The organism is Novosphingobium aureum (assembly GCF_015865035.1).
GTDB lineage: Bacteria > Pseudomonadota > Alphaproteobacteria > Sphingomonadales > Sphingomonadaceae > Novosphingobium > Novosphingobium aureum.
This window is the reverse complement of record NZ_JADZGI010000003.1, coordinates 1-22,047: the sequence shown is the minus strand read 5'-3', so window position 1 is coordinate 22,047 and position 22,047 is coordinate 1. Positions and strand designations below refer to the sequence as shown.

21 protein-coding genes are annotated in these 22,047 nt (G+C 67.8%); 12 read left to right on the top strand and 9 right to left on the bottom strand.

Features of this window, described 5'->3' with window-relative positions; all coding sequences use genetic code 11:
• Positions 1-84: 84 nt before the first annotated feature.
• The gene (locus tag I5E68_RS15720; protein ID WP_197165766.1) at positions 85-783 is read right to left on the bottom strand and encodes an SDR family NAD(P)-dependent oxidoreductase; all 699 of its coding nucleotides are present in this window, start codon (positions 781-783) and stop codon (positions 85-87) included.
• A gap of 249 nt (positions 784-1,032) precedes the next feature.
• Here I5E68_RS15720 and I5E68_RS15715 point away from each other — a divergent pair, with 249 nt between their 5' ends.
• Positions 1,033-1,626: a hypothetical protein gene (locus I5E68_RS15715; RefSeq protein WP_197165763.1), complete on the top strand. Its 594-nt coding sequence runs from the start codon at positions 1,033-1,035 to the stop codon at positions 1,624-1,626.
• A gap of 34 nt (positions 1,627-1,660) precedes the next feature.
• Here I5E68_RS15715 and I5E68_RS15710 read toward each other — a convergent pair whose 3' ends face one another.
• The 5 genes from I5E68_RS15710 to I5E68_RS15690 all read right to left on the bottom strand — a co-directional run bounded on the left by I5E68_RS15710 (position 1,661) and on the right by I5E68_RS15690 (position 6,467).
• Positions 1,661-2,227 carry a hypothetical protein gene (locus I5E68_RS15710; RefSeq protein WP_228727272.1) on the bottom strand — a complete coding sequence of 189 codons (567 nt, stop codon included), beginning with the start codon at positions 2,225-2,227 and terminating at the stop codon, positions 1,661-1,663.
• An 83-nt stretch (positions 2,228-2,310) separates the two neighbouring features.
• Entirely contained in the window at positions 2,311-3,105 is a 795-nt protein-coding gene (locus I5E68_RS15705; RefSeq protein ID WP_197165761.1) for an enoyl-CoA hydratase/isomerase family protein, read from the bottom strand.
• A gap of 1 nt (position 3,106) precedes the next feature.
• Complete coding sequence (locus I5E68_RS15700; protein WP_197165758.1) at positions 3,107-4,378, bottom strand: acetyl-CoA hydrolase/transferase family protein; 1,272 nt, start codon at positions 4,376-4,378, stop codon at positions 3,107-3,109.
• Positions 4,375-5,268 carry an HpcH/HpaI aldolase/citrate lyase family protein gene (locus I5E68_RS15695; protein WP_197165756.1) on the bottom strand — a complete coding sequence of 298 codons (894 nt, stop codon included), beginning with the start codon at positions 5,266-5,268 and terminating at the stop codon, positions 4,375-4,377. Before I5E68_RS15695 ends, I5E68_RS15700 begins: the two co-directional genes overlap by 4 nt.
• A gap of 32 nt (positions 5,269-5,300) precedes the next feature.
• Entirely contained in the window at positions 5,301-6,467 is a 1,167-nt protein-coding gene (locus I5E68_RS15690) for an acyl-CoA dehydrogenase family protein (RefSeq protein ID WP_197165754.1), read from the bottom strand.
• Between the two features lie 222 nt (positions 6,468-6,689).
• On the opposite strand from I5E68_RS15690, the gene I5E68_RS15685 reads away from it, so the two are divergent.
• The 6 genes from I5E68_RS15685 to I5E68_RS15660 all read left to right on the top strand — a co-directional run bounded on the left by I5E68_RS15685 (position 6,690) and on the right by I5E68_RS15660 (position 12,579).
• The gene (locus I5E68_RS15685; RefSeq protein WP_323982191.1) at positions 6,690-7,817 is read left to right on the top strand and encodes a CaiB/BaiF CoA transferase family protein; all 1,128 of its coding nucleotides are present in this window, start codon (positions 6,690-6,692) and stop codon (positions 7,815-7,817) included.
• Between the two features lie 18 nt (positions 7,818-7,835).
• Positions 7,836-8,630 carry an enoyl-CoA hydratase/isomerase family protein gene (locus tag I5E68_RS15680; RefSeq protein WP_197165750.1) on the top strand — a complete coding sequence of 265 codons (795 nt, stop codon included), beginning with the start codon at positions 7,836-7,838 and terminating at the stop codon, positions 8,628-8,630.
• A gap of 161 nt (positions 8,631-8,791) precedes the next feature.
• Positions 8,792-9,553, top strand: a complete 762-nt coding sequence (locus I5E68_RS15675) for an SDR family NAD(P)-dependent oxidoreductase (protein ID WP_197165748.1) — start codon at positions 8,792-8,794, stop codon at positions 9,551-9,553.
• Positions 9,550-10,710, top strand: a complete 1,161-nt coding sequence (locus I5E68_RS15670) for an acetyl-CoA C-acetyltransferase (RefSeq protein WP_197165746.1) — start codon at positions 9,550-9,552, stop codon at positions 10,708-10,710. Before I5E68_RS15675 ends, I5E68_RS15670 begins: the two co-directional genes overlap by 4 nt.
• Entirely contained in the window at positions 10,710-11,699 is a 990-nt protein-coding gene (locus tag I5E68_RS15665) for an NAD(P)H-dependent flavin oxidoreductase (RefSeq protein ID WP_197165744.1), read from the top strand. The genes I5E68_RS15670 and I5E68_RS15665 overlap by 1 nt, the downstream gene beginning before the upstream one ends.
• A gap of 10 nt (positions 11,700-11,709) precedes the next feature.
• Positions 11,710-12,579, top strand: coding sequence for an SMP-30/gluconolactonase/LRE family protein (locus I5E68_RS15660; RefSeq protein ID WP_197165742.1), 870 nt, complete (start codon positions 11,710-11,712; stop codon positions 12,577-12,579).
• A gap of 49 nt (positions 12,580-12,628) precedes the next feature.
• On the opposite strand, the gene I5E68_RS15655 is transcribed toward I5E68_RS15660, so the two are convergent.
• The 3 genes from I5E68_RS15655 to I5E68_RS15645 all read right to left on the bottom strand — a co-directional run bounded on the left by I5E68_RS15655 (position 12,629) and on the right by I5E68_RS15645 (position 15,943).
• Complete coding sequence (locus tag I5E68_RS15655; protein ID WP_197165740.1) at positions 12,629-13,171, bottom strand: demethoxyubiquinone hydroxylase family protein; 543 nt, start codon at positions 13,169-13,171, stop codon at positions 12,629-12,631.
• 29 nt (positions 13,172-13,200) lie between these two features.
• Positions 13,201-14,658 carry a S41 family peptidase gene (locus tag I5E68_RS15650; protein WP_197165738.1) on the bottom strand — a complete coding sequence of 486 codons (1,458 nt, stop codon included), beginning with the start codon at positions 14,656-14,658 and terminating at the stop codon, positions 13,201-13,203.
• A gap of 217 nt (positions 14,659-14,875) precedes the next feature.
• Positions 14,876-15,943 carry an NAD(P)H-dependent amine dehydrogenase family protein gene (locus tag I5E68_RS15645; RefSeq protein WP_228727271.1) on the bottom strand — a complete coding sequence of 356 codons (1,068 nt, stop codon included), beginning with the start codon at positions 15,941-15,943 and terminating at the stop codon, positions 14,876-14,878.
• A 155-nt stretch (positions 15,944-16,098) separates the two neighbouring features.
• On the opposite strand from I5E68_RS15645, the gene I5E68_RS15640 reads away from it, so the two are divergent.
• The 5 genes from I5E68_RS15640 to I5E68_RS15620 all read left to right on the top strand — a co-directional run.
• Complete coding sequence (locus I5E68_RS15640; protein WP_197165735.1) at positions 16,099-17,646, top strand: class I adenylate-forming enzyme family protein; 1,548 nt, start codon at positions 16,099-16,101, stop codon at positions 17,644-17,646.
• An 88-nt stretch (positions 17,647-17,734) separates the two neighbouring features.
• Entirely contained in the window at positions 17,735-18,904 is a 1,170-nt protein-coding gene (locus tag I5E68_RS15635) for an FAS1-like dehydratase domain-containing protein (protein ID WP_197165733.1), read from the top strand.
• 3 nt (positions 18,905-18,907) lie between these two features.
• On the top strand, positions 18,908-20,623 hold the full coding sequence (locus I5E68_RS15630; RefSeq protein WP_197165730.1) for an FAD-dependent oxidoreductase: 1,716 nt from the start codon (positions 18,908-18,910) through the stop codon (positions 20,621-20,623).
• Between the two features lie 27 nt (positions 20,624-20,650).
• Positions 20,651-21,151: a nuclear transport factor 2 family protein gene (locus I5E68_RS15625; protein WP_197165728.1), complete on the top strand. Its 501-nt coding sequence runs from the start codon at positions 20,651-20,653 to the stop codon at positions 21,149-21,151.
• A 192-nt stretch (positions 21,152-21,343) separates the two neighbouring features.
• The coding region (locus I5E68_RS15620; RefSeq protein WP_197165725.1) for a flavin-containing monooxygenase at positions 21,344-22,047 on the top strand (704 nt) is incomplete at its 3' end.

Here is a 22,047-nt window from a genome sequence, read left to right as displayed (position 1 = left end):
GACCTTGGCGGGCGGGGCGCTTGATGCGCTCCGCCCGTTGTCGTTCGGGCCTCACCGTTCCGTGTGGCCTGCGGGGGCCGGGCTTCAGAACCCGCTGGTGCCGCGCGAGACGGGGATGCTGGCGCCGCTCACGCAGCGCGCCGCGTTAGAGGCGAGGAAGGCGATGACCTGCGCGACGTCGCCGGGCATGACCCATTGCGAGAAATCGGCGTCGGGCATGTCGGCCCGGTTGGTGGGCGTGTCGAGCACCGTGGGGAGCACGGCGTTGACCGTGACGTCGGCTCCGGCGAGTTCGGCGGCAAGGCTTTCGGTGAGCCGCGCGACCGCAGCCTTGGAGGCCGCATAGGCGCCCATGCCGGCATCGGCCTTGCCCGCAGCGCCCGCACCGATGTTGACGATGGCCGCGCCAGCCTGTTGTGACAGCGCGGGCAGGGCGGCCTTGCACATGGTGGTCGCGGTCAGCGCGTTCATGCGGAACATGCGCTCCCATGTCTTCGCTCCGCCATCGGCCAGCGTCTCCCAGATGAAGCCGCCCGCGACGTTGACCAGTACGGAGGGCGTGCCCAGTTCGGCGCAGATCCGCTCGAAGGCGCCGCTCGCCTGTGCCTCGTCGGCAAGGTCCACTCCGCCGATGGCAAGCCCGGTGGCGCAATCGGTGGCATCGGCCGGGACGGGCGCATAGTCGATCCGCGCGACCCGGTCCCCTTGTTCCTCGAAGCGTGCGGCGACGGCTGCGCCGAGAATGCCGAAGGCGCCGGTGACGATGACGATGCGCGTGCTCATGGGTGTCCTTTCTCGATCTGCTCGTGCCGCTGGCCCGGTTGTACACTCTATCCAGTCGCACAGGAGGAGGCCCCGAGGCAGGGGCCGTGCGAGTGATCGCCGGGGCGAAGCCGCCATCTGGTCCGCGCCAAGTAAAGGGCAGGGCGTGACACTTTACCTCGGGCAAAGTGTCACTGGAGACAAAAGTGCACGGGCAGTTCTCGCACGGGATTCACAAGAGTCCGTGTTTGTGCTTGATTCATCCCTGTTATGTTTCAGCCTGACCGAGAGCCGTATTCCGCCAAGGGCGCGGGCACTGCCGGTGCGAACCTGGCCGAGCTGCTCGACCGCCTAGCGCAGGTCAGCTCGCGGCCACGCTATGCCTACATGCTCCTGACCCTCGTCGCACAGGCTGCGCGGCCCGACGGAAGCGCGGGGCCTATGGTGCGCAGTGGTTCGGGACAGGCACTGCTGCGCGACTTCCTGTGCGATGCGCTGACCCCGATGGGGCGGCGCGACCCGCGCCGGCTCGCGCTGGCCGAACGGGTGCGCGAGGAACTGGCGCGTACCGGCTCGCTGCCGCAGGCGCGTGGCGATGCCGACAAGGCGGTAGAGGACGAAGTGCGCGAGCGCGTGCGCGCCTCGGGCAAGACCAACCTGTCGCGCGCGGTCTCCGAGCTCGTCGCCGCCGGTCTGATGCGCCGCCATTACCAGGGCTTTCGCGTCGACCACCACAACCGCGGCGCACAGCGTCACGCGGTCTATACCCTGACCGGCCTCTCGTGCGTCCTTCTTGCAGGGCAACCTGCGGCGCGAACGGCAGCAGCCAAGGGCCCGCCCCGGCAGGGAGAGCTGGCGCTCTAGGCGACAAAGCGCCTTTGGCCGGGAGCCGCGCGGCTCATTTCGGGCAGCCATAGGCTTCGCGATAGGGCTTGCCCCAGCATCGCAGAAAGCCGTCGAGAACGGCGAGATTGACCGGCCATGGCGCGTTGAGCGGCTTGCCGTCGGTGCCCTTCATGGCATCCCAGTCCTCGGGTGTGGGCTTCGCGGCCAGCGCGTCGCGTGCGGCCTGAAGGCGGGCCCGGTCGCCCTCGAGGAAGGCCACGCTGCCATCGACGTAGAGGTTCCAGAAGATGCGGTCGTCCTGGGGCGCCTTGCGCGCGCGTTCGAAGAGCGCGATGGCCGCCGGATAGTCGCCGGTAAAAGCGCGGCTCTGGCCTTCGTGCCAGAACAGGATGGTCCGGCTGTCGCGGTGATGCTCGCGCCACTCGCGGATCAGTTCGGCTGCCTGCCTGTCACACCCGCGCTCGGCCAGCGCGCGCCACCCGTGCCCCGGCGTCTGGTCGAAGCTGCGATAATCGAGTGCAAGCATCGCCGCGCGGTCATAGCTGCAGTCTTGCAGCGCTGCGGGGGCTGGCGGTGTAGCCGACATGAGCAGGGCGAGAAATGGTCCGGAAAGCGACATCGGGACGGAGCTTCCTGCAGCGACGCGGGGAGGGGGAGGCGATATCACGCCATCGGCCCATCACGTGCAAGCCCGGCGCCGGTTCAGTCGTAGCTCGACCAGACGGGCTTGCGCTTCTCGGCAAAGGCGCGCGGGCCTTCCTGTGCGTCCTCGCAGCGGTAGGTCCATTCGCTGGCGTGGCGTGCGGCCTCGAGCGCGGCGCTGCGCCCCATTTCGGTGGCGAGCATGACCGTCTCGCGGCCCGCCCGTACCGATTGCGGTGCGCCTTCGAGCACTTCGCGCGCGAGTTCGATGGCGCAGGCCAGCGTCTCGCCCGGTTCGGCGAGGCGGTTGACGAGGCCGATCTCGTAGGCGCGCTGTGCGCTGATCGGCTTTCCGGTGAGGATGATCTCCATCATCACGCGCTGCGGGATCATGTGGATCAGCGGCGCGGCCCAGGGCGAACTGCGCCCGACCTTGACCTCGGTGATGGCAAAGCGCGCTGACGTGCTGGCGACGCACAGGTCGCAGGCCTGCGCGATCATCCACCCCCCTGCGAAGGCGACGCCGTTGACCGCCGCGATTGTCGGCTTGCTCAGCGTGACCGTGTCGTAGGGCAGGGGGAACATGTCGCGCGGAGGCACCTTGAGGCCGCGCTCGACCATCTCCTTGAGATCGCCCCCTGCACAGAAGGCCTTGTCACCCGCGCCGGTGAGGATCGCGACGCGATAGGCCGGATCGGCCTCGAAGGCGTCCCAGGCGGCGTAGAGCCCTGCGCGCACTTCGGCGCTGAGCGCATTGCGCTGTTCGGGGCGCTGGATGGTGATGACGGCGATGCCCGCTTCGGGGCTGGTCAGGGTGACGGCGGCATCGCTTTGGGTATCGGTGGCGAAGGACATGTCAGAACCCCCTTTGCGCTATCGCGTGGGCTTCGCGTTCGAGCGCCTCGCGGAAATCGGGATGGGCGATGGCGACGAGGCGGCGCGCACGCTCGGCGAGCCCGACGCCCTTGAGCCGCGCCGCGCCGAATTCGGTGACGATCACGTCGACCTCGCTGCGCGCGCTGGTCACCGGGCCCGAGAGCGCGGCAGTGATCCGGCTCAGCGTGCCCTTGCGCGCGGTCGAAGGCAGCACGATCAGCGAACAGCCGCCCGGCGAGCGCGCGCCCGCGCGCACGAAGTCGACCTGTCCGCCGGTTCCTCCGAGATAGGACGATCCGCTCTGTTCGGCATTGACCTGCCCGGTGAGGTCGACCTCGAGCGCGGAGTTGATCGAGACCAGCCCCGCGATGCGGGCCAGCACCGCATCGGCATGGGTGTAGGTGCCCGGGCACATGCGCAGGGCCGGGTTGCGGTCGGCCCAGCGGTAGAGCCGTGCGGTGCCGATCAGCGCGCCATTGACCGAGACCCCGGTGTCGATCGCCTTGCGCGCATTGGTGACGACGCCTGCCTCGATCAGGTCGACAAGGCCGTCGCCGAGCATGCCGGAATGGACGCCGAGATCGCGCCGGTCGGTGAGCTGGCGCAGGATCGCGTCGGGGATCGCGCCGACACCGGTCTGGATCACGCAGCCGTCGGTGATAAAGGGGGCTGCGTGCGTGGCGATGGCGCGGTCGGTCTCGGTGATCGCGGCGGGCGCGACCTCGACCGGCGCGCGTTCGAGTGGCACCGCGACGTCGATCATCGCGGCAGGGATGGTCTCGCCGAAGGTGAAGGGCACGGAGGCGTTGATCTCTGCGATCACGCAGCGCGCCTTGGCGGCGGCGGCGCGCACGTGGTCGGCGATCAGGCCGCAGCTATGCTCGCCATCCGCGTTCGCGGGGCCGAGCTGGAGCATGGCGACATCGCAGGCGATCACGCCCGCTTCTATCAATGGCCCGAGCTGGCCGACGTGGACCGGGACGACATCGAGCCGGTTGGCCTTGGCCATCGTACGCAGCGTGCCGATCGCGCCCATGCTGGAAAGCGCGATCCCCTCGCAGTTTTCGGGCTGGAACAGGCCCGAGAAGCTGGTCGCGATGAAGACCTTTATCCCGCCGATGGCGCCCGCCTGATCGAGCAGCGCCTCGACCAGCGTCGTCGGCTCGCCGCAGGCCTGGCCCATGACGACGCTGTCGCCCGGTTTCAGAAACTGCGCGAGATCGAGCGCGCCCGGATCGAGGGTCAGGCTCATTCGGCGCCTGCGAGGCGCAGCACGGTCTCGGCGCGGGCGAGGTAGGGCCGGTCGAGCATGCCGCCCTTGTAGCCGATCGCGCCGACGCCGGGATTGGCGGCGAAGATCGCGACGATCTCGCGCGCATCCGCGATTTCCTGCGCGCTCGGGGTGAAGGCCGCGTTAATCACCTCGACCTGTGCCGGGTGGATCGCGAGCATCCCGCGATAGCCTTCGGCGCGCACGCCCTCGGCGCGCTTGCGCAGGCCCTCGAGGTCGCGGAAGTCGCCGTGGATGGTCTCGATCGGCAGCACGCCCGCGCTCGCCGCGCCGATGAGGCACAGGCTGCGCGCGAGCTTGTAGGTGAAGGCATAGTCGCCGCTGGCATCGCGGTTGGTGCTCGCGCCGAGCGCATCGGCAAGGTCCTCGGCGCCCCAGGTCATCCCGACGAGGCGCGGTGCGCCCTTGTAGTCGCCGGTGGTGAACATCGCCTCGGCGGCCTCGGTGACGAGCGCGATGACCTTCGTCGTGCCCTGCGCGATGCCGTTGGCGGCCTCGAGCGCGGTGAGATAGTGATCGAGCAGCTCGACGTCGTGGCGCCCGCGCGCCTTGGGCAGCATGATCCCGCCGGGCTTGCCGGGCATCACTGCGGCAAGATCCTCGACCGCGAAGGGCCCGTCGACCGGGTTGATGCGCACCCACAGCCGTTCGTGCCCGGCAGCGCGCGACTGCAGGAATTCGCGCACTATCGTGCGCGCGGCAGGTTTCTGCTCGATGGTGACCGCGTCCTCGAGGTCGAACAGCGCGATGTCGGCGGCGCTGTCGGCGCATTTCTCCATCTTGCGCGCCGCATCGCCCGGCGCGAAGAGCCACGAGCGCATCGGCAGCTGGGCGGTGGAAGTCTCGGTCATGGCCTCTCTCTCGTCTTGTCTTGTCACCCGCCTCAGTAGGAGCGGGGCTGGTCCAGCACCTTCTCGGCGAGGAAGTTCAGGATCATGTGCGGGCTGACCGGCGCGGTGCGGGGAATGAGCACTTCGCGCAAGTACCGCTCGACATGGTATTCCTGGGCATAGCCCATTCCGCCAAGGGTGAGCATCGCGGTATGGCAGGCCTCGAAGGCAAATTCACCGGCAAGATACTTGGCGGTATTGGCCTCGATGCCGCAGTCGAGCCCCGCATCGAACAGGCTGGCGGCCTTCATCGTCATCAGGTTGGCGGCCTCGAGCTGGGCCCAGCACTTGGCGAGCGGGTGCTGGATCGCCTGGTTCTGGCCGATCGGGCGGTCGAACACGATCCGCTCGCGGGCATAGTCGCTGGCGCGGCGGATCGCGGCGCGGCCAAGTCCGATGGCCTCTGCCGCGAGCAGCGCGCGTTCGGGATTGAGGCCGTGCAGGATGATGCGAAAACCCTCGCCTTCCTTGCCGATCAGGTCCTCGTCGGGGATGAACAGGTCCTCGATGAACAGCATGTTCGAATCGACCGCGTGGCGACCCATCTTGTGGATCAGGCGCACGTCGATCTTCGAGCGGTCGAGGTCGGTGTAGAACAGCGAGAGGCCGCCGGTCTTGCTGGTCACGTCCTCGAGCGGGGTGGTGCGCGCGAGGAGCAGAATCTTGTTGGCGACCTGCGCGGTCGAGATCCAGATCTTCTCGCCCGAGACGAGGTAGCCGCCATCGACCTTGCGCGCGCGGGTGGTGATGCGCGTGGTATTGAGCCCGGCATTGGGTTCGGTCACGCCGAAGCAGGCCTTGTCCTCGCCCGAGACGATGCGCGGGATATGCCGCTCGCACTGCGCCTCGGTGCCGAACAGGATCATCGGCTGCAGCCCGAAGATGTTGATGTGGACCGAGGAGGCGCCGCTCAGCCCCGCGCCCGATTCCGCGATCGCCTGCATCATGATCGAGGCCTCGGTGATGCCTAGCCCCGCACCGCCGTACTTCTCGGGCATGGCGATGCCGAGCCAGCCTTCCTCGGCCATGGCACGGTAGAAGTCCTCGGGGAAGGTGCCCGCACGGTCGCGCTCGAGCCAGTAGTCGTCGTCGAAGGCGGCGCAGCGCTTGAGGATCGTCTCGCGGATCTCCTGCTGGTCCGGTGTGAAGTTGAAATCCATGCCGCGCGCCTCGTCCCGTGCTGATGCCTTGTCGTGCTGATGCAGGGCCGTGCTGATGCATTGCCGTCCCGATGTCCGGCCCTGTTGCGACGAGCGCTAGCAAACGGGCTCGCGACCGGAAAATCGAACGAGGGCATATTCGCTCGGGCGATCCAAATCGGCGCAGGAGGACAAGGGCGATGGAGCCGGTTAGCCTTGCTCGCAGAACGGGAGGAGGCACGCGTGTCCGAAGAAGGCAGGCAGGGCCCGCTGGCCGGGGTCAGGGTCATCGACCTGACCGCCATGGTCATGGGGCCCTATGCGACACAGATCATGGCGGACATGGGCGCCGAGGTCATCAAGATCGAACCGCCTGCGGGCGATGGCACGCGCTATATCTCGGTCGGCCCGGCGCCTGACATGGGCGGCATCTTCGCGCATGTGAACCGCGGCAAGAGCGGGCTGGTGATGGACCTCTCGCGCGCCGAAGAACGCGCGCGCCTGCTCGAGATGATCGCGGGGGCGGATGTCTTCATCCACTCGATGCGCGCCAAGGCGATCGCCCGGCTCGGGCTCAACTACGCCTCGGTCGCCAAGGTCGCCCCGCAGATCGTCTATACCAATTGCTACGGCTACGGACGCAAGGGACGCTACCGCGACCAGGCGGCCTACGACGACACCATCCAGGCCGAGTGCGGGCTGACCGCGGTGCAGGATCTTCTCAATGGCGAGCCGGGCTACGTCGGCTCGATCATGGCCGACAAGATCGCGGGCATGACCGCGCTCTATGCCACCGTCATGGCGCTCTACCACCGCGCGCGAACGGGCGAGGGGCAGGAGGTCGAGGTCCCGATGTTCGAGACGATGACCGCCTTCATGATGGTCGAACATGCCAATGGCGCGCTGTTCGATCCGCCGCTTGGCCCTGCGCATTACCCGCGTGCGGTGGCGCGCAACCGCAGGCCCTATCGCACCAAGGACGGCCACGTCGCAGCGCTCGTCTACAACGACAAGCACTGGCGCCTGTTCACCGAGGCGGTGAAGCCTGCATGGGTCACGCCCGAGATGGCGACGCTCGCGCAGCGCGCCAAGCAGATCGACACGATCTACGGATTGCTGGCCGAGACCTTCCTCACCCGCACCACGCAGGAGTGGCTCGATCTCCTGGTGGAGCTGGGCATTCCGGCGGCCCCGCTGCGCACGACCGACGAACTGCTGCACGACCCTCACCTCGAGGAGAGTGGCTTCTTCCAGACCGTGCCCTCGCGCTGGGGAGACATCCGCTACCCCGGGGTGCCGGTGGATTTCTCGAAGACGCCGGGACGGATCTCCGGGCCACCGCCAGCGCTCGCGCGCAGCGGCGAGGACTAGGCGGGAATGACAAGGGCCATGGCACTACCTACCTTCGATACACTGCTGCTGGAGCGGCGCGCGCGGCTGCTGGTGGTGACGCTCAACCGGCCCGAGGCGCTCAACGCGGTCAACCTCGCGCTGCACGACGAACTGCCCGAGGCGCTCGCCTTCGCCAGCGGCGATCCGGACAGCGACGTGGTGCTGCTGACCGGGGCAGGGCGCGCCTTCTCGGCGGGCGGCGACATCGACCACATGGAGCGCAACGCCAGCGAGCCGCATCTCTTCGACCACGAGGCGCGGCAGGCCAAGCGCATCGTCCAGATCCTGCTCGACATGGACAAGCCGCTCGTCGTGCGCATGAACGGCCACGCGGTCGGGCTGGGCGCGACGATCGCGCTGATGGGCGACATCATCGTCGCTGCAGAGGGCGCGCGCATCGGCGATCCGCATGTTGGCATCGGTCTCGTCGCGGGCGATGGCGGGGCGTTGATCTGGGCCGCGCGCATCGGTCTCACCCGTGCCAAGGAATTTCTCCTGACCGGCGAACTGGTCGAGGCGCGCGAGGCCGAGCGGATCGGGCTGATCAATCGCTGCGTGCCGGCAGACGCGCTCGACGAAGCCGTCGCGCACTATTGCGACAGGCTGCTGAAAGGATCGAGCCAGGCGCTGCGCATGACCAAGGTCCTCACCAACATGGAGCTGCGCCGCGCGGCTACGGCCCTGCTCGATGCCGGGATCGCCTACGAGGCGGTGAGCGTGCGCAGCGCCGACCATCGCGAGGGGCTGGCCGCACTGCGCGAGAAGCGTGCGCCGCGCTTCACCGGGCAATAGCGGGAAGGTCAGGCTGGGGAAGCAGGCGGGGTCCGCCACGGCGATATTGGCGCGCGAGGCAACCGCTTCGCTCTTCTGCACTGATACCAAGCCGCCAAGAGAGGAACGCCGCGCGGCGCAGGCCGCCACCTCTTGCAAGAATCGGGAAAGGGACAGGGGCAATGAAGGTTGAAGGACAAGCGGCCATCGTGACGGGCGGCGCCTCGGGGCTGGGCGGGGCGACGGCTGCGCGGCTTGCGGGGCTGGGAGCGAAAGTGACCCTGTTCGACCTCGATGCCGACAAGGGCGAGGCCCATGCAGCGGCCATCGGTGCGCGCTTCGCCAAAGTCGACGTGACCGACGAGGCGGGTGTCACCGCTGCCATCGCCGAGGCCGAGGCAGTCAACGGCAAGGCGCGCATCCTCGTCAACTGCGCCGGGATCGGCCCGCCGAAGAAGGTGCTCGACCGCGAGGGCAATCCGATCCCGCTCGCCGATTTCGCGAAGATCGTGACGATCAATCTCGTCGGCAGCTTCAACGTGCTCTCGAAGTTCGCGAGCCGTCTGCACGATGCAGAGCCCATCGGCGAGGAGCGCGGCGTCGCCATCTCCACCGCCAGCGTCGCCGCCTTCGAAGGCCAGATCGGGCAGGCCGCCTATGCCGCCTCGAAGGGCGGGGTGGTGGGCATGACGTTGCCCATCGCGCGCGAGCTGGCGCGTTACGGCATCCGCGTCATGACCATCGCGCCGGGCCTGTTTCTCACCCCGCTGATGGAAAGCTTCTCCGAGGAGGTGCGCGCATCGCTGGGGGCACAGGTGCCCTTCCCCAGTCGCCTCGGCGATCCGGGCGAATATGCCCAGCTGGTCGAGAGCATCGTCGCCAACCCGATGCTCAACGGTGAGACGATCCGTCTCGATGGCGCCATCCGGATGGCCGCGAAGTGAGCGCGCCCTACATCGTCGAGGCGGTGCGCACCGCCGGTGGCCGCCGCAAGGGAGCGCTCGCGGGCACCCATCCGGCAGATCTGGGCGCGGTCGTGCTCGATGCGCTGGTGGCGCGGTCGGGCATCGATCCTGCCGCGATCGAGGACGTGCTGATGGGCTGCGTCACGCAAGGCGGCGAGCAGGCCTTCGCCTTCGGGCGCAACTGCGTGCTGGCATCGAGCCTGCCCGACAGCGTGCCTTCGGTCACCATCGACAGGCAGTGCGGTTCCTCGCAGCAGGCGCTGCAGTTCGCCGCGCAGGCGGTGATGTCGGGCACGCAGGACCTCGTGATCGCCGCGGGCACCGAGAGCATGACCCGCGTGCCGATGTTCTCGAACATGTCGGTCTACGAAAAGGCCGGGATCGGCGCCGGCCCCTTCGCGCCCTCGATCCAGCAGCGCTACGGGGTCAGTGCCTTCAGCCAGTTCACCGGCGCGCAGATGATCGCCGACAAGCACGGCTTCACGCGCGAGGACATGGACCGCTTCGCGCTGGAAAGCCACCGCAAGGCCGCCGCCGCTATCGAGGCAGGGGCCTTCGCCGCGGAGATCGCTGCGGTACAGACCGAAGCGGGCCCCTTCGCGCAGGACGAGGGCGTGCGCTTCGATGCGAGCCTCGAGAAGCTGGGCTCGCTCGATCCGCTCGCCGAGGGCGGCACGATCACTGCGGGCAATGCCAGTCAGATGACCGACGGCGCCTCGGGCGTGCTGGTGGCGAGCGAGGCGGCGATGAAGACCCATGGCCTCACCCCCATAGCGCGCATCCATCATTTTTCCGTTACAGCCGGTGACCCGGTGGTGATGCTCGAGGAGCCCTTGCGCGCCACGCGCCTGGCGCTCGAAAAGGCGGGCATGTCGCTTGCCGACATCGACCTGTTCGAAGTCAACGAGGCCTTCGCCTCGATCCCGATGGCATGGCTCAAGGCTCTGGGCGCCGACCCGGACAGGCTCAATGTCAATGGCGGGGCGATCGCGCTCGGCCACCCGCTCGGTGCGAGCGGCACCAAGCTCATGACCACTCTCGTCCACGCGCTGCGGGCACGCGGGGGCCGCTATGGCCTCCAGACCATGTGCGAGGGCGGGGGCATGGCCAACGTAACCATCGTGGAGGCATTGTAATGGCTCTGAGAACCCGGATTACCGAAATGCTCGGCATCGAGCACCCGATCGTGCAGGGCGGGATGATGTGGGTCGGGCGCGCCGAGCTGGCGAGCGCGGTCTCGAACGCAGGCGGGCTGGGCATCCTCACCGCGCTGACCCAGCCCAGCCCCGACGACCTGCGCCGCGAGATCGAGCGCTGCCGGTCGATGACCGACAAGCCCTTTGGCGTGAACCTCACCATCCTGCCCTCGGTCAGTCCGCCGCCTTACGCCGAATACCGCAAGGCGATCATCGACAGCGGGGTCAAGATTGTCGAGACCGCGGGTTACAAGCCGCAGGAGCACGTCGACCACTTCAAGGAGCACGGCATCACCGTGCTGCACAAGTGCACCGCGGTGCGCCACGCGCTCTCGGCGCAGCGCATGGGCGTCGACGTGATCTCGATCGACGGTTTCGAATGCGCAGGCCATCCCGGCGAGGACGACATTCCCGGGCTGATCCTGATCCCGGCCGCCGCCGACCAAGTGACCATCCCGATGCTCGCGAGCGGGGGCATCGGCGATGGTCGCGGGCTTGCCGCCGCGCTCGCGCTGGGAGCGGAAGGGGTCAACATGGGCACGCGCTTCTGCGCTACGGTGGAGGCCCCCATCCACGACAACATCAAGCGCTTCATCGTCGAGAACGACGAGCGCGGCACCAACCTCATTTTCCGCAAGTTCAAGAACACCGGGCGCGTCGCGAGAAACGGCGTCTCCGACGAGGTCGTGCGCATCTCGGCGGAGCCGGGCAGCGCGTTCGCGGATATCCAGCCACTCGTCTCGGGCGCACGCGGCCGCACCGCGCTGGAAAGCGGCGACATCAATGCCGGGCTGGTCTGGGCCGGGCAGGTGCAAGGCCTGATCAAGGACATCCCCACCTGCGCCGAGCTGCTCGCGCGCATGGTCCGCGATGCCGAGCGCATTGTGCGCGAGCGGCTGGCAGGCATGATCGCCGAGCCGGTGGCGTGAGGGACAGCGCATGAGCGCGGGCGACCTGCACGAGATCTGGCGCGGCGACATCGCGCAGCCGGTCGGTCTGGCATGGCTCGATGCGGCGGGCAGCCTGCTGGTCTGCGATCCGGCGGGCGGGCGCATCGCCAGTCTCGATCCGGCGAGCAGGGCCATGGCGTTTCTCGGCGTCCCCGGTTCTCCCAGCTTCTGCTTTCCCACTAGCGAGGGCGAATTGCTGATCGGCAACGGCGCGGATCTCGTGCGCATCGACGGGGAGGGCCGCAGCGCGCTCGAAATCCGCATCGACATGCCCGCACACCTCGCCACCGCCAGCGCCACGGTCGATGCGCTCGGCCGCCTGTGGTTCGTCGCGCGCGACCGGCGTGCGGGCGGGGAGGGGCGCGTCTATCGCTACCATGATGCGCGCATGGTGCCTTCGCTGTTTGACCGCACGCGTCCGGGCGGGCTCGCGGTCTCGGCAGACGGGCGCACGCTGTTCCACGCCAATGGACCCGCGCGCACGATCGAGGCCTACCGCGTGAGCCCTGCCGCAGCGCTCTCGGCTGGCGAGCCGCGCTTCAGTTTGCCCGCCTCTTCGGGCGAGCCGCAGGACATGGCGCTCGACGGCACAGGAGCCTTGTGGGTGGCGCTTTCGGGCAGCTCCGATGCGCAGGCCGCATTGGTGCGGCTGGCACCCGACGGCGCGGTTCTGGACGAGATCGCGGTTCCCGCCAGCGCGGTGAGCGCGATTGCCTTTGGCGGCGAAGGGCTGCGCACGCTGTTCGTCGCCGTTCCGGGAGCGATCCTTGCCCTCCCGGTGACGGTCCCCGGCGTGCCGCTGGTGCCGGTCAGGCTCGGCCACACGGATCTGGGCCTGATCGAGGATGACGATCACTAGCTCGCCTGGACCCGCGCGGCTGGGATTCGAGCGTCAGTCGACGTCTGGCCTAAAGCCGCATCCCGAGCCAGATAACAGCTTCTGTCGAGGCGGCGACAATCGCGTTGACGACCTTGAAACATCGCGATCCAACTGATGTGCGGGCAGCTGATATGTCGTGGTGCTGCTGTTCTTCCGCGATGATCTGACGCAGCGCAAATGTCGCTTCGCCATCGACCGCCTCAAGCGCCTCAATTTGTTCATGGAGATGGCGAAGGACGACCCGCTCAACGGCGACAGTCGTCGCTGCAATTGCACCTCGGCCAAGCAGCCCCGTAGCCATGCCAAGTGCAAAGCCGCCAATCGCGCACAAGTGATAGCTTCGGCATCTTCGTAGTCCGCGAGCCTCGAGGACGGCACCAAATCGAGCACGGTGACCTCGTTCATGATCGCGGAAATGGGCAAGTTCGTTCACCATGTCTGGCGCCCGCCAGCGCGCTAGCCAGATTTGGGCCGTGTAGATGCATACCGCGCCGTGCTCTCCGGCGTGGTCGACTTTCAACACCCTGTCGCCAAGAGCCTCGCCAGACTTAAGTCGTGCAACAAGTGCCATGCCGCCTCCGCCGCCTCGCAAGAGAACGGTCAGAACAGCCCCGGCAACTCGCGCTGGGCGAAGTTGGGGTCCTGTGCCTCGAGCGGCCTGCGCGTCGCGGCAGACCTGACCGACTGGGTGGCGATGCCGCCCGGGGCCGCGCCGATCGCGGTGCAGCTGGCTCCGCTCAGGAACCCGCTTGCGGCCATGACCATGGGATCGGCGGCATCGCCGAGCTGGTAGCCGATGTTGTCGACGGCGCGGCAGGTCGCGGGATAGGTGCTGGCTAGCCCTGTATAGTAGTCGCCTTCGTTGGCCGCGTTCTCGGTGCGCAGGGCGACCACGCGCAGGCGATCGTCGCAGGCGGAATAGTCGAGCCCGATCTGGCCGACCGGCTTGCCGTAAGTGTTGTCGCCGATCAGCGCCACGTCGTTGGGCAGGTAGGGCTTTTGCGCGTTCATCACCAGTTCGCTGGACGATGCGGTGCTGCCGGTGCCGATAAAGGCGACGCGGGTCGCCGCGATGGCCGAGTTCTCAGCGCTGAAATAGGCCGTCTCGTTGTAATCCGACTTGGAATCGCGGAACCGGGTATAGCTCATGACCGCGCCCGAACGTCCGCGGTTGAGCAGGTTCGAGAAGGTTTCCGCGACCGAGATCAGCCCGCCGCCGTTATAGCGAAGATCGACCACGACCTCGGTGACGCCCTGGGCGCGGAACTCTGCAAAGGCTTCGCGCAAGGCCGGCTCGGCGGTATCGACGAAGGTCCGCAGGTTGACGTAGCCGTAGCGCCGGCCATTGCTGGTCATGACCTTGTAGCCATAGCGCGGCGAGAGCGGGGCGAGCTCGAAATTGCGCTTGGTGACGCTGACGGTCGAGAGGGAACTGTCGAGCTGGCGGATCTGGAAGGTGCGGGTGGTGCCCGCTGCCGAACCACCCATCGCCGCGCTGACGGCATCGATGCCGCCGCTGGCAAAGAGCGATGACACCGTCTGCAGGTTGGCGGGGCTGGTGCCGATCGAGACGATCTCGGTGCCACGGTCGAAGCCGAGCGGATAGGCAGGGCCGCTCTCGTAGGCCTCGATCACGAAGAGACGCCCCGCGGAATAGTCGAAGCCCAGCCGCACGCCCAGACCCGCGGTCTCGCCCGAGGAATAGTAGGCGTTTTCTTCCTCGATCGAGGTCACGTACGTGAAGTAGCGGTCCTTCGACTGCGCCCGAGCGGGCGCGACGAGCGCGTCGATGTAGCTTTGCAGGTCGGTGTAGGCATCGGGATCGACCGAGCTGTCGAGCTGGTCGGGGAAGAGATACCATTCCTGCAGGGCAGCGAGCGCCCAGGCCTGTCGCTCGGACAGCGAGCAGGCGCTGCTGGTCGGCGTGGGCGTGGGGCTCGGCGTCGGCGTGGCGCTGCCTCCCCCGTTCGCAACGGTGCCCGAACCGCCATCGCCTCCGCCGCAAGCACCCAGCACGAGCGAGAGGGCAAGCAATGGCGTGACCAGGACGGGGCGCATGAGACTATCCGGAACAAGGGAAGGAACTGATGCCCGGCAGATGAAATGACCGCGACTGAAAGGTCAAAGAAAAAACGTATCGTCCCATGAACTTGTCGACATATCCGTGCCGCTGCCGAACAGATCGCGGTGTGAACGGACACTTGTGGTCGCATGGCGCCCGTCCCGTCTCAATGCTTTTCGCCACCTTTGCTGGCGCTGCTGCAAGCGCGCCGTCTCAGCCGGCGGCGCTGGCCTTGCGCCATTCGCCTGCTGGTGCGGCGACCAGGCCGATGTCCTCAAGCCCGAGGATGCCGGGCCGCGCGCACACGACCTCGCCGATCGCGTTGACCGCGGGCAGGGCGGTGAGCACGCTCCAGTCGCCGCCGCTCCATTGCGGGGCGACGAACCTGATCCGCACATCGACGCCCGGCTCGCCGGTGATAGAGACGTGGTAATGCTCGTCGTCGAAGTGCCAGTCCTCTTCGAGCGCGGGCGTCAGGTACCAGGCGACGCTGGTCGTGACGACCGGCTTGCCGTCGATCCGCCCCACCCATGCCGAGCGCAATGCCCCGTAGCTGCCTTGTGCGATCTGCATGAAGCCAAGATCGACGTCGCGGGCCGCGCGAGCGTGTTCGATGGTGAAATCGAGTTCGTCGAGTTCGAGCCCGAGCGAGCGGGCAAGGCCCAGCGCGGCATCGCGGAACGAGACCATCGCGCCTTGTGCCACGGCGAGCACTTGCGCATCGGTCTCGCTGCGCCCGATGCCCATCGCGTCCCAGGTCTCCTTCGAGGCGTAGTTGGAGACGTCAGTGGATTCGGCGATGGTGACGCAATCGAGCTCGCGGCATACCGCCGTCAGCGAGGCTGTGACGTGGTTGATCCAGCCCGGGTTGACCCCGGTCACCAGCAGCGATGAACCTCCTGCCGCACAGGCCGCCTCGAGCCGTTCGCGGGTCGCACCGACAAGGCCGCCACAATTGAGCAGCAGGTTGGTGCTGACGACGTCGATCCCGGCGCGCAGCAGGCTTTCGAGATGGTCGAGATCGGCCATGAACGGGGTGTAGACCACCGCGTCCGGGGAAAGTGCGATCAGCGCTTCGACGTCGTCGCTGGCAAGCACGCCGCAGTCGGGCCGGCCGCACAGGCTGCCGGCATCGCGTCCGGCCTTCTCGGCGGAATAGGCGTAGACGCCGAGCAGCGTGAGGCGTGGATCGTCGAGTATGGCACGCAAGGCGCAAGTGCCGACCTTGCCGGTCGTCCATTGAACGATCTTGAGCGGTTTCATCGCTGGCTCTCCCATCATGGCCGGGCTCCTGGCGCCCGGTCTCCCGATTTGCTTGTCTGTTGCGGCGAGACTGCGCGCTCGGCGGGTCTGCGCGAAACGCACCGGCGATGCTTTTGCCCGCGCGCGGCAAGTCCCCTTTCGCCAGCCTCGGGCCCGGGACTAGCCTTGCTCGGATGAGCGAGATCGCAAACGAGCACGATAGCGAGGCCATCGCGGCGCTTGCCGGGGTCTGTCACAGGACGCTTTGCTGCGAGGGTCCGGCGATCCGGTTCGAAGGGGCATGGATCGGATGGGACGCGATCCGCGCGCTGGCCGCGTCGCTCGACACCGCGCTGGAAAGGGCGGGTGTCGCCCGGGATGCGCCGGTCGCCTTCGCCCCGCGCAACAGCCCGGCCTCACTCGCCGCCTTCCTGCCGCTGCTCGGCTCGGGCCGACGCATCCGGATGCTCTATCCCTTCCAGTCGGGCGAGGCGCTCGCCGGGCAACTGGCGGCAACCGGGGCGGCGGCGCTGGTGATGGAGGCGCGCGACTTTTGTGCGCCGGTCGTAGCCGAGCTGCAGGCGCGGGGCATGGCCGGGATCGCCTTGCCGGGCGACGGAACGCTGTCGGGTGAAGGTGCGGCAGTGCTCGAGGGGGCCGCGAGCTGCACCACTGCGGGCACCTCGGGGGCGCCCGCGATCGAGATCCTGACGAGCGGCACGACCGGGCAGCCCAAGCCTTTTGCGATCGGGCACCGAGTCGTGCTCGGCTACGTTCGGCAAGGGGAAGCGCTTGCCAATGCGCGAGCGGCCGGGGCTCGGGCGCACGATCCGCCGCCGACGCTGCTGTGTTTTCCGCTCAGCAATATCTCGGGGCTCTATTCCCTGGCGATGAGTTTCCTTCGCGGCGCGCCGGTGGTGCTGCTCGAGCGCTTCAGTGTCGCGGCCTGGCGTGACTATGTCGTCGAGTACAGGCCTGCTGCCGGTGGCGCTCCGCCTGCGGCGCTGGCGATGATCCTCGAGCAGGGCATCGCGCGCGAGGACCTCGCATCGCTCGCCTCGTTCTCGACCGGGGCGGCCCCGGTCGATCCCGCGGTGCGCCAGCGCTTCGAGGAAACCTACGGGATCCCTGTCCTACAGACTTACGGCGCGACCGAGTTCGGCGGGCCGGTCACGGCGATGTCGCTCGACCTGCTGCGCGAATTCGGCGCGGACAAGGCGCAAAGCGTGGGCCGCCCCTTCGGGGGTGCGAGGCTGCGCATCCGCAGGGAGGCAGACGGCGCGCTGGCCGCAGCGGGCGAGGTGGGGCTGGTCGAGGTGGTATCGCCGCGCATGGGGCCCGAATGGATCGCGACCTCTGACCTTGGCCTGCTAGATGGCGACGGGTTCCTGTTCCTGCGCGGACGCGCCGACGGCGCGGTGATGCGCGGCGGCTTCAAGATCGTCCCCGAAACGGTCGAGCAGGTGCTGCGCGCCCATCCGCAAGTTGCCGAGGCCTGTCTCGTCGGGCTGCCCGACGAACGGTTGCACGAACTGCCGGTGGCGGCGGTGGTGCCGCGTGACCGCGCTGCGCCGCCCAGCATCGAGGCACTCGATGCGCACGCCCGCCAGCATCTCGCCGCAACGCAGGTTCCCGCGCGCTGGGCGCTGGTCGATGCGCTGCCGCGCACTGTCTCGTTCAAGACAGACCGCGCCGCAGTGCGCGCCCTGTGCGCCGCGCAGGCGGTATCGCCGTGCCGATAAAGCCGCTCGCGCGGTTGCCCTAAGGCACGCGCGGCATGACCACTCGGGCAAAAGGCCCTCGAGAGGGGCAGGCAACGGGAGCAGGCGCTTGGCTACGCAGACCTTCGATACCAGCGACATCGACCAGTACCTCGGCAAGCCGATCGAGAGTTCGCAGCTGCGTGAGCCGATCGCGGCCAATGACGTGCGCCGCTGGGTTCACGCGATGCACTACCCCAACCGCCTGCACTACGATCCCGACTTTGCCGCAGAGAGCCGGTTCGCAGGCCTGATCGCGCCGCAGAGCTTTGCCATCGCCTGCGACGACGGCCACGGCGCGGCGCCTGCCTGCGTCGGGCGCATTCCCGAATCGCACCTGCTGTTCGGCGGCGACGAATGGTTCTTCAACGATGTGAAGATCCGTCCCGGCGACCGGATCTCGGTGCTGCGCGTGCCGTTCGACTATACCGTCAAGGAAACCGGCTTCGCGGGGCCGACCTGTTTCCAGCGCGGTGACAACATCTACACCAACCAGCATGGCGAGGAGATCGCCACCCAGCGCTCGACCACGATCCGCTACAGCGCGGCAGCGGGCGGGGCGAGCACCGACCTCAGCAATGCCGAGGACCCGGTGTGGAGCGCGGACGATCTCGAGGCGCTCGAGAAGCGCAAGTTCACCTGGATCGAGGCGCTCCACGATCTCGGGCACAAGGAGCGCTGGTGGGATGACGTGACCGTTGGCGACGTGCTCCCCGAGCGGGTCTTCGGCCCGCACAGCCTCGCCAGCTTCGCGACCGAATGGCGCGCGTTCTACATGTCGATCTGGGGTGCGATAAAGTTTCGCAAGCAGGACCTCGAGGCGATGGGCTTCACCCGCGAGATGGCGGGCTACGAGAACGACCCCGACATGGTTCTGGTCAACCCCGAGATCACCGACGGCGCCTACTACGGCCCCTCGCGCGGACACCTCAATCCCGAGTGGGCGCGTCGTATCGGCATGCCGCGCGGCTATGGATACGGCGCCTCGATGGGCTCGTGGATCACCGATTTCCTCGCCGGATGGGCGGGCGAGCATGGCCGCGTGGTGCATTCGCTGGCGAATTATCGCGGTCCGGCGCTGACCGGCGATGTCACCATCCAGACCGCCGAGGTGACCGACAAGACCGTCGAGGCCGACGGCACGCACCTCGTTCACGTCAAACACCGCATGGCAAACCAGCTCGGCACGGTCATGGCCAGCGGGAGCGCGAAGATCGCGCTTCCGAAGAAGCCGGGCTGAGCCGTGAGCGAGGCTACGCACAGCTTCGAGGAAAGCTTCGACTGGGTCGTCGTGGGCAGCGGCGCGGGCTCGTTCGCCTCGGCGCTGGTGATGCGCGCTGCGGGCCACTCGGTGCTGATCCTCGAGAAAACCGCCTTTGCCGGGGGCACCACGGCCAAGTCCGGCGGGGTGATGTGGATTCCCGCCAATCCCTTCATGCTGGCAGAGGGCGAGGACGATACGCTCGAGAAGGCGGAGACCTATCTCGACGCGCTGCAGGAACTGGACGGCGGGGCCGCGCCGGGAACCTCGCGGATCAAGCGGCGCGCCTATCTCGAGAACGGGCCGCGGGCGGTGGATTTCCTCGTCGCACAAGGCGTAGCCCTGAGGCGCGGGCCCGATTTCTGGCCCGACTACTACGACGAGCTCCCCGGTGGCTGCAAGACGAGCCGCACCGTAGTGGCCGAGCCTTTCGACACCAGGCAGCTGGGCGAGATGCGCAAGCGTCTGCGCAAGGGTTTTGCCGAGTTCAACGTCCTGCTCGGCGATGCCGCGAGGATGGGTCACATGCGCACCAATCCCGATGCGAAGAAGATGCTGCTGCGTGTCGCGCTGCGCACCGTGCGCGACAAGTTGCTGGGCCGTTCCTTCACCACGGCAGGGGCGGCGTTGCAGGGGCGCATGTTCAAGGCGGCGCTCGAGAAGGGTGTCGAGATACGCTTCGACAGCGCTGTTACCGAGCTTGTGCGCGGGCGCGACGAGACCGGAGCCGAACGGGTTACCGGGGTGCGGGTCGAGGGCGCGCGCGGGTCCGGCACCGTGGGTGCGCGGCTCGGCGTCCTGGTCAATGCCGGGGGCTTCGGCAAGGATCAGGCGATGCGCGATCGCTACATGCCCGGCACCCGCGCCGAGTGGAGCCTCGTGCCCGAGGGCGATACCGGAGACCTGCACCGCGAGATGGAGCGGATCGGCGCGCAGCTCGCACAGATGGACCAGATGGTCGGTTTCCAGACCACCATCGCGCCGGGGACCGAGAACGACTACGTCCTGCCCGGCGCGCAGAGCCTGACCGGCAAGCCCCACGCGATCCTTGTCGACCAGTCGGGGCAGCGCTACATGAACGAGGGCGGCTCCTACGAGCTTTACTGCGAGACCATGCTGCGCCGGAATGAAAGCGTTCCGGCCATACCGAGCTGGGCGATCTTCGACCGCCAGTTCGTCGAGAAGTACAAGGTCGCCGACAAGTTCATCGACAAGAAGATCCCCAAGGGCTGGCTGGAAGCGGGCTACCTGCACAAGGCCGATACCATCGAGGGCCTTGCCGCGAGCATCGGCGTCGAGCCGGCCGCGCTTGGTGCCAGCGTCGCGCGCTGGAACGGCTTCGTGCATGCCGGCCACGATGCCGACTTCGCGCGGGGCGAGCGGCGCTACGACGGGTGCCACTTCGTCGGCGATCCCTATGCCGATGACCCGGCGCGCGGAACCATCGAGAAGGGCCCGTTCTACGCGGTGCCGGTCGTGCCGGGAGACGTCAGTACCTATGGCGGCGCGGTGACGGACGAATGGGCGCGTGTGCTGCGCCCCGACGGTTCGGTGATCGCCGGGCTCTATGCCACCGGCACCTCGACCGCCTCGGTCATGGGCAATGTCTATGCCGGCGCAGGTTCGAGCATCGGGCCCTCGCTGACCTTCGGTTTCATCGCCGCGCGCCATGGTGCCGGTCTTGGCAACTTGGCCTGAGCGGTAAGGCCGGGAAAAGGAGAGAACATGGCCATCGACATGATCGCCGCCGATTTCGGCATCCGCCAGCTGCACGCCCGCTTTGCCGATGCGGTCTGGCGACAGGACGCGGGCGAGTTCGCGGCATGCTGGTCGCGCGAGGGGTGGTGGAAGATCGCCGGGCTGCAGATGGAAGGTCGCGCCGCGATCGAGGTGGGCTGCGGCGCATTGCTCGGACGCTGCACGCGCATCCACCTCGTGACCGGCTTGCCGATCCTCGAAGCGGCGCAGGAGGGCGATGCGGTGCTGGGCCGCCTCGGCATGACGGAATTCGCGTGGATGCCCGATGGCACCCAGTTCATCACCTTCGGGCAGTACCACGATCGCTACGTCGAGCAGGATGGGCGCTGGCGTTTTGCCGAACGCTTCTGGAGCTTCAAGTACCGCGGCCCGATCGACCTCTCGGCCCCGCTGGTCGACACGCCCGACTACGGGGTGTTCCCGCAGCGGCCCGGTCCGGACGAAGCGACATACGTGCGCAAGGCCTGAACTCTCAGGGCCTGAACTCTCAGGGCCTTACCCGATCGGGTCTCGGGCCATGCCTATCGCCCAAGCGATAACGCGCCGGGGAGGCAAGGCATCGCGCAATTTCGCTCTCGCAAGCGGTATCAAGGGCCAGGAACACGGGACTCATCGAGCGTCCGGGGCACACAGGCCCGCAAGGCGGGCAGAGGAAACGACATGGCACTGACCAAGAGCAACGTACCGCCGATCGAGGACATCGATGTCGAGGCGATGAAGGCACGCTACGCCTACGAGCGTGAACGTCGTCTCGGCAAGCGAGGGCAGGCTGCCTATGTCTCGCCCGAAGGTTCGCTGCCCGACTATTCGATCGACCCCCACGTCGAGGTCGCTGCGCGCGAGCCGATCGAGAAGGCGGTCGACGTGGTCGTGCTGGGCTGCGGCTTCGGCGGAACGCTGGCCGCAACGCAACTGGTCAGGCAGGGCGTCGAGGACTTCCTCATGCTCGATACCGCGGGCGATTTCGGCGGGGTCTGGTACTGGAACCGCTATCCCGGCATCCAGTGCGACAACGATGCCTACTGCTACCTGCCGCTGCTCGAGGAAACCGGCTTCGTCCCTTCCAAGAAGTTCGCCGACGGCTGGGAAATCCAGGGCTATATCCGCCAGATCGCCGAGCAGTTCGGCTTTGCCGACAAGGGTGTGTTCCATACCCAGGTCACTTCGCTGGTGTGGGACGAGCGGGCGAGCCGCTGGCAGGTCGGGACCAATCGGGGCGATGCCATCGCCGCGCGGTTCGTGGTCATGGCCAATGGCGTGCTCAACATGCCCAAGCTGCCTTCGCTCGAGGGGATCGACAGATTCAGGGGCAAGCTGTTCCACACCGCGCGCTGGGACTACGACTATACCGGCGGTGAGCCGGG